The 6,279-nt window shown below is 67.8% G+C and carries 6 protein-coding genes, 1 tRNA gene and 1 pseudogene; 3 read left to right on the top strand and 5 right to left on the bottom strand.

The window, feature by feature from the left end; translation table 11 throughout:
• Positions 1–96: 96 nt before the first annotated feature.
• Positions 97–381 (top strand): annotated as a pseudogene (locus tag GA0115259_RS24000) (MFS transporter); the annotation flags it as partial.
• On the opposite strand, the gene GA0115259_RS23995 reads toward GA0115259_RS24000, so the two are convergent.
• The 5 genes from GA0115259_RS23995 to purS all read right to left on the bottom strand — a co-directional run bounded on the left by GA0115259_RS23995 (position 314) and on the right by purS (position 5,139).
• Positions 314–1,246, bottom strand: coding sequence for a M23 family metallopeptidase (locus GA0115259_RS23995; protein WP_237540456.1), 933 nt, complete (start codon positions 1,244–1,246; stop codon positions 314–316). The pseudogene GA0115259_RS24000 and the gene GA0115259_RS23995 sit on opposite strands and share 68 nt — an antisense overlap.
• 75 nt (positions 1,247–1,321) lie before the next feature.
• Positions 1,322–1,834: an ArsR/SmtB family transcription factor gene (locus GA0115259_RS23990; protein WP_093600885.1), complete on the bottom strand. Its 513-nt coding sequence runs from the start codon at positions 1,832–1,834 to the stop codon at positions 1,322–1,324.
• Between the two features lie 121 nt (positions 1,835–1,955).
• Complete coding sequence (gene purL / locus GA0115259_RS23985; RefSeq protein WP_093600883.1) at positions 1,956–4,214, bottom strand: phosphoribosylformylglycinamidine synthase subunit PurL; 2,259 nt, start codon at positions 4,212–4,214, stop codon at positions 1,956–1,958.
• The gene (purQ, locus tag GA0115259_RS23980) at positions 4,214–4,894 is read right to left on the bottom strand and encodes a phosphoribosylformylglycinamidine synthase subunit PurQ (protein ID WP_093600881.1); all 681 of its coding nucleotides are present in this window, start codon (positions 4,892–4,894) and stop codon (positions 4,214–4,216) included. Before purQ ends, purL begins: the two co-directional genes overlap by 1 nt.
• Entirely contained in the window at positions 4,891–5,139 is a 249-nt protein-coding gene (purS, locus tag GA0115259_RS23975; RefSeq protein ID WP_093600879.1) for a phosphoribosylformylglycinamidine synthase subunit PurS, read from the bottom strand. Before purS ends, purQ begins: the two co-directional genes overlap by 4 nt.
• Positions 5,140–5,602: 463 nt before the next feature.
• Here purS and GA0115259_RS23970 point away from each other — a divergent pair, with 463 nt between their 5' ends.
• Positions 5,603–5,938 (top strand): histone-like nucleoid-structuring protein Lsr2, encoded by a 336-nt coding sequence (locus GA0115259_RS23970; RefSeq protein ID WP_093600877.1) that lies wholly within the window; start codon positions 5,603–5,605, stop codon positions 5,936–5,938.
• 141 nt (positions 5,939–6,079) lie between these two features.
• Positions 6,080–6,151 (top strand) — tRNA-Gly (locus GA0115259_RS23965).
• The last annotated feature ends 128 nt before the right edge of the window (positions 6,152–6,279 follow it).

The following is a 6,279-nucleotide window of genomic DNA, read 5'->3' as shown; positions in this document are numbered from 1 at the left end:
CCGCCAGGGCGCGGAGGGGCTGACCGTACCGGCGGTCGGTCAGCTCCGAGTGCGGTTCGCCGGGGGCGAAGAAGTGGCCCTCGCCCCACTACCTGAGCGCTGGCGGTCGGCGTGATCGTCCTCGACCTCGCCGTACAGGCAGTCCATGTCACCAACCAGAGCATGATCCACGCACTGGCTCCGGACGCGGGCAGTCGGCTGTTCGGCGGCTATATGATCTTCTACTCCGTCGGCAGCGCCACCGGCGCCATCGCCTCAACTGCCCTGTACGCGGCGGCAGGCTGGGGTGCCGTCTGCGTACTGGGCCCCTCGTTCAGTTGCCTCGCGCTTCTCCTGTGGGCCATGACGGAGCGGTCGTCCGCTCCTCCTTCCCCAAGATGAGCTCCTCGCCCACCGCGAGCCCTTCCCCAACCATGAGCTCCCCATCCACCGTGAACTCCTCCGTGTTGGCCGGGACTCCGATGCCCTCCCAGCGGAACGGGACACCTCGCGCCACGTCCGGATCCGGGTGGTCCATAAGCTGGAAGTGCACATGCGGCTCGGACGAGTTGCCCGAGTTGCCGCAGCGCGCCAGGACTTGACCGGTCCGCACCCGGTCGCCCGCGCGGACCTGGAGTGAGCCGCGCTGGAGGTGGGCGTACAGGGCGTACGTACTGTCCCCGAGGTCGAGTACGAGACGGTTGCCCGTGACCAGGCCCGCGCCGCCGATCTCGCGCACGGCGCTCTCGATGAGCATCAGATAGACGAGGGCAGGCAGGGAGTTACGGCTGAGATGGTCGCGCTGCCGGTCCGTGGCGTATACGACGGTCCCGTCCGCGACGGCGAGGAGCGGCTCGCCGAAGGCCGGGAAGTCACGGTTGCGCCGGACGACCGGCCACAACCAGGCGAAGGCGGGACGCGCACCGGGCTTACCTTCCGCCACCACGCCCGTCCCCTCCGCCGCACTCGTCCCTTCCGCCACGACGTCGATCGCGTAGGTCTGCCCGTACGCATGTGTGCCATGGCTCGGCACCTTGTCGGCCGGACTGTTGAGCGCCGACCAGCGGCCTCTGACGGGAGGCGCCACCTCGATCGCGGCGGGCCGGTCCGCGTGGTGGGCACGGCCCATACGGCTGACACCGAGAGTCACGGCGACGGCGACAGCCGCGGGCAGCATGGTCAGCCACCAGGAGAGGGACAGTACGCGGAACACATCGAGGAGGACGAACACGACAAAGACGAGCCAGGACAGCCGAAAGAGGATCATGACTTGCTTACGAACGCGGACGGGCATCATTGTTCCCCCTTGACGACAATTACGGTCACGTGACGACAGTTACGGTCATGGCCGCGCGGCCGAGAGCATCACCAGCAGCGGTACGATCCGGGCCGCCGGCACCTCGTACCGCCCTCGCCCGGTCGTGTGCAGCCAGCCCGCGCCGGTCAGTTGGCGGAGATGGTGGTAGATCTGGCCGGTCGTGCCGATGTCCTCCAGCTCGGCCAGTTCGGCGGCGGTCCGCCGGCCACCGAGGATCTCGCGCAGCAGCCGGAGCCGTACCGCATGGCCGAGCGCTGCGAAGGACTCGGCCGAGTGCGACCAGTCGGCATCGAGGAGCGCATCGGTGAAGGTGCCGTACTGCCACTCGTACCGCTCCTCCGTCGGCAGCCGCACCGCACCGGTATAGAGGACCGCGCCGTTCGGCGAGCCGGCCTTGGCGACTTCCTCCTTCAGCCGCTCAAGCGCCCAGAAGTCACCGCCATCCGTGCCCCCACCCCCAGCCGGAACCCGACCGTCCGTCCCTTCCAGCGCCGCGAGCCGCCGCTCCAGCGCGGCGACCCGCTCTTCAAGCTCCATACCTCGAAGTTACGTAATTACGTAATAATTGACAAGTGTAGGCGCGAACATGCCTGAGCCCCCGCCCGGTACACACCGGACGGGGGCTCATCGGCTCAACAGCGCTCAGGCAGCACTCAGCTCACGCCAGCAGCGCCGGAATCGTCCCCTCATGCGCCGCCCGAAGCTCCTCCAGCGCGATCGCGAATTCGCCCTGGACCTCGATCTCCTCGCCGTCCACGACACCGATCCGGGTCACGGGCAGGCCGCGGGCGCCGCACATGTCGGTGAAGCGGAGCTCCTCGCTGCGCGGTACGGCGACGACCGCGCGGCCCGCCGACTCGCTGAAGAGGAAGGTGAACGCGTCGAGCCCGTCCGGTACGACCAGCCGGGCGCCGTGGCCGCCGCGCAGGCAGGACTCGGTGACCGCCTGGATCAGACCGCCGTCGCTCAGATCGTGCGCCGCGTCGATCATTCCGTCGCGGGAGGCCGAGATCAGGATCTCGCCGAGCAGCTTCTCCCGGTCCAGGTCCACGGCCGGCGGCAGCCCGCCGAGATGGTCGTGCACCACCTGCGACCAGGCCGAGCCGCCGAACTCCTCGCGCGTGTCACCGAGGAGATGGAGAAGCTGGCCCTCCTCCTTGAAGGCGATCGGCGTACGGCGGTTGACGTCGTCGATCACACCGAGCACGGCCACGACCGGCGTCGGGTGGATGGCCGTCTCGCCGGTCTGGTTGTAGAGCGAGACATTGCCGCCGGTGACCGGTGTGCCGAGCTGGAGGCAGCCGTCCGCCAGACCTCGTGTGGCCTCGGCGAACTGCCACATGACGGCCGGGTCCTCGGGCGAACCGAAGTTCAGGCAGTCGGAGATGGCGAGCGGCTTGGCGCCGGAGGCCGCGACATTGCGGTACGCCTCCGCCAGCGCGAGCTGCGCACCCGCGTACGGGTCGAGCTTCGCGTACCGTCCGTTGCCGTCCGTCGCCATCGCCACGCCCAGATTCGACTCCTCGTCGATCCGGACCATGCCCGCGTCCTCGGGCTGCGCGAGCACGGTGTTGCCCTGGACGAAACGGTCGTACTGGTCGGTGATCCATGCCTTCGACGCCTGGTTCGGCGACGCGACCAGCTTCAGGACCTGCTCCCGCAGCTCGGCCGGCGTGGCCGGGCGCGGCAGCTTGTTGGCGTCGTCCGCCTGGAGCGCGTCCTGCCACTCGGGACGGGCGTACGGCCGGTGGTAGACCGGACCGTCATGCGCCACCGAGCGCGGCGGTACGTCCACGATCTGCTCGCCGTGCCAGAAGATCTCCAGCCGGTCGCCCTCGGTCACCTCACCGATGACGGTGGCGATGACGTCCCACTTCTCGCAGATCTCCATGAAGCGGCCGACCTTGTCGGGCTCGACCACCGCGCACATGCGTTCCTGCGACTCGCTCATGAGGATCTCCTCGGGCGAGAGAGTCGCGTCACGCAGCGGAACGGTGTCCAGCTCGACCCGCATCCCGCCGGAGCCCGCGGACGCCAGCTCGCTCGTCGCGCAGGAGAGACCGGCGCCGCCGAGGTCCTGGATCCCGGCCACGAGCTTCTCGCGGAAGATCTCCAGGGTGCACTCGATGAGGAGCTTCTCCTGGAACGGGTCGCCGACCTGGACGGCGGGCCGCTTGGCGGGACCGGTCGATTCGAAGGTCTCGGAGGCAAGGACGGAGACGCCGCCGATGCCGTCGCCACCGGTGCGGGCGCCGTACAGGATCACCTTGTTGCCCGGGCCCGACGCCTTCGCGAGATGGATGTCCTCGTGCTTCATCACACCGATACAGCCGGCGTTGACCAGCGGATTGCCCTGGTAGCAGGAGTCGAAGACGACCTCGCCGCCGATGTTCGGCAGACCGAGGCAGTTGCCGTACCCGCCGATGCCCGCGACCACACCGGGCAGCACCCGCTTGGTGTCGGGATGGTCGGCGGCGCCGAAGCGCAGCGGGTCCACGACCGCGACCGGCCGCGCGCCCATGGCGAGGATGTCGCGGACGATGCCGCCGACGCCGGTGGCCGCGCCCTGGTAGGGCTCGATGTACGACGGGTGGTTGTGCGACTCGACCTTGAAGGTGACCGCGTATCCCTGGCCGACGTCCACGACGCCCGCGTTCTCGCCGATGCCGACGAGCATCGCGTCATTGGCCGGGACCTTCTCGCCGAACTGCTTGAGATGCACCTTGCTGCTCTTGTACGAGCAGTGCTCGGACCACATGACGGAGTACATGGCCAGTTCGGCACCGGTGGGACGGCGCCCCAGGATCTCGCGGATCCGGGCGTACTCGTCCTCCTTCAGGCCGAGGTCCTTCCAGGGCTGCTCCGCCTCGGGCGTGCCGCCGGCGTGCTTGACGGTGTCCAGAGTCTTGATCGTCATCAGGCGCTTACCAGCTTCTTCAGGATCGAGGTGAAGAATCCCAGGCCGTCGGTGCGGCCCGTACCGATCAGCGGCTCCACGGCATGCTCGGGATGCGGCATCAGGCCGACGACATTGCCCGCCGCGTTGGTGATGCCGGCGATGTCACGGAGCGAACCGTTCGGGTTGCCGTCCAGATAGCGGAAGGCAACCCGGCCCTCGGCCTCCAGCGCGTCGAGGGTGCGCTCGTCGGCGACGTACCGGCCGTCGATGTTCTTGAGCGGTACGGAGATTTCCTGGCCCGCGGAATAGTCGGCGGTCCAGGCGGTCTCCGCGTTCTCCACGCGCAGTTTCTGGTCGCGGCAGATGAAGTGGAGATGGTTGTTGCGCAGCATCGCGCCGGGGAGCAGATGGGACTCGGTGAGGATCTGGAAGCCGTTGCAGATCCCGAGGACCGGCAGCCCGGCCTTCGCCTGCTCGATGATCGTTTCCATCACCGGCGAGAACCGGGAGATGGCTCCGGCCCGCAGATAGTCGCCGTAACTGAAGCCGCCGGCCAGGACGACCGCGTCGACCTGGTGGAGGTCCTTGTCGCGGTGCCAGAGGGAGACGGGCTCGGCGCCGGCGATCCGGACGGCGCGCAGGCTGTCCCGGTCGTCGAGGGTGCCGGGGAAGGTGACGACTCCGATACGGGAAGTCACGCCTCCTCCACCTTGACGACGAAGTCCTCGATGACGGTGTTGGCGAGGAAGGTCTCGGCCATCTCATGGATACGGGCGAGGACGGCGGCGTCGACCGGCTCCGCCACCTCCAGCTCGAAGCGCTTTCCCTGGCGGACGTCGGCGATGCCCTCGAAGCCCAGACGAGGCAGCGCGCGCTGCACAGCCTGTCCCTGCGGGTCGAGGATCTCCGGCTTGAGCATGACGTCGACTACGACGCGTGCCACTGGCACTCCCGGTGGTGTGGTGCGGTGGTGTGGTGCGACTGGTTCTGCTGCTGTTTCTGCTGCTGTGTTCCCCGGGGATTCCCCGGGTCCCGGGGAATCCCCCAGACCCCCTGAGCTTCCCTCACGAGCTTCCCTCAGCGTACCCGGCCCGAGAATCTACGCGAGTAGATACACTCTTGACAGATCGCCCGGCGATTTCGACCACCGGGCAACGCCCGGGAAAATCCAGGGAAAAACCACGGCCCGCCATTGCATGGGACACGCTGATGCAATTGGCTGGGCTTCACAATGCGGCGCCTGCCGCTGTACAAAGGAATACAGCGGAAAGCAACATTGAACCCGAAGTCCCCAGAAGTACCAGCTAGTCCCCAGTTAACAGCCGGAAGGCCGGTATCACCGCACGTCAGCCGTGTTTCCCAGACGGCCGGGACCGGGCGGGTACCGCAAGAAAGGACCGATATCCGTGGCGCAGCGCGTAGTGGTCACGCTCTCCGACGACATCGACGGCGGAGAAGCGTCGGAAACGGTCATGTTCGGCCTGGACGGGAAGTCGTACGAGATCGACCTCAATCCCGCCAATGCAAAGAAACTACGCAAGGCCCTGGCACCGTTCATGGCCGCAGGCCGAAAGCAGACAAACGCCAGCAAGCACGGCAAATCCCGGACGACCTACCGGCACACCGCCCTCGCGCCCGATCCGGCGGCCGTCCGCGCCTGGGCCCAGTCCCACAAGATGGAGGTGCCGGCGCGCGGCCGGATCCCCAAGCGGGTCTACGAGGCGTTCCGCGAAGCCAGTTGAGCCGACGGCGGTCCACCGGCGGCTCATGGGGCCGGTCGGGCGACGCGGCAGCGAACCGAGTTGCACAGCACCCCTACTGATCGGCTAGAGTTTGGACCACGCCGAGGGGCAAGGCCGGAAGGCCAAAACCTCGCCGAGCGTGCGGGTGTAGTTCAGTAGCAGAACGCCCCCTTTCCAAGGGGGAGGCGCAGTGTGCAATTCCTGTCACCCGCTCTGCATCGCTCTTCGATCCACTCGATGGATCAGGTAGGGTGATGGTCGCACCGATCGCCTGGTGCGGTGCGGACGTGGCTCAGTTGGTAGAGCATCACCTTGCCAAGGTGAGGGTCGCGAGTTCGAAT

Source organism: Streptomyces sp. MnatMP-M17 (assembly GCF_900091995.1).
In the GTDB taxonomy this organism is placed as follows: Bacteria; Actinomycetota; Actinomycetes; order Streptomycetales; family Streptomycetaceae; genus Streptomyces.
The sequence above is the reverse complement of the archived record's forward strand: the minus strand, read 5'-3'. Positions and strand labels throughout refer to the sequence as shown.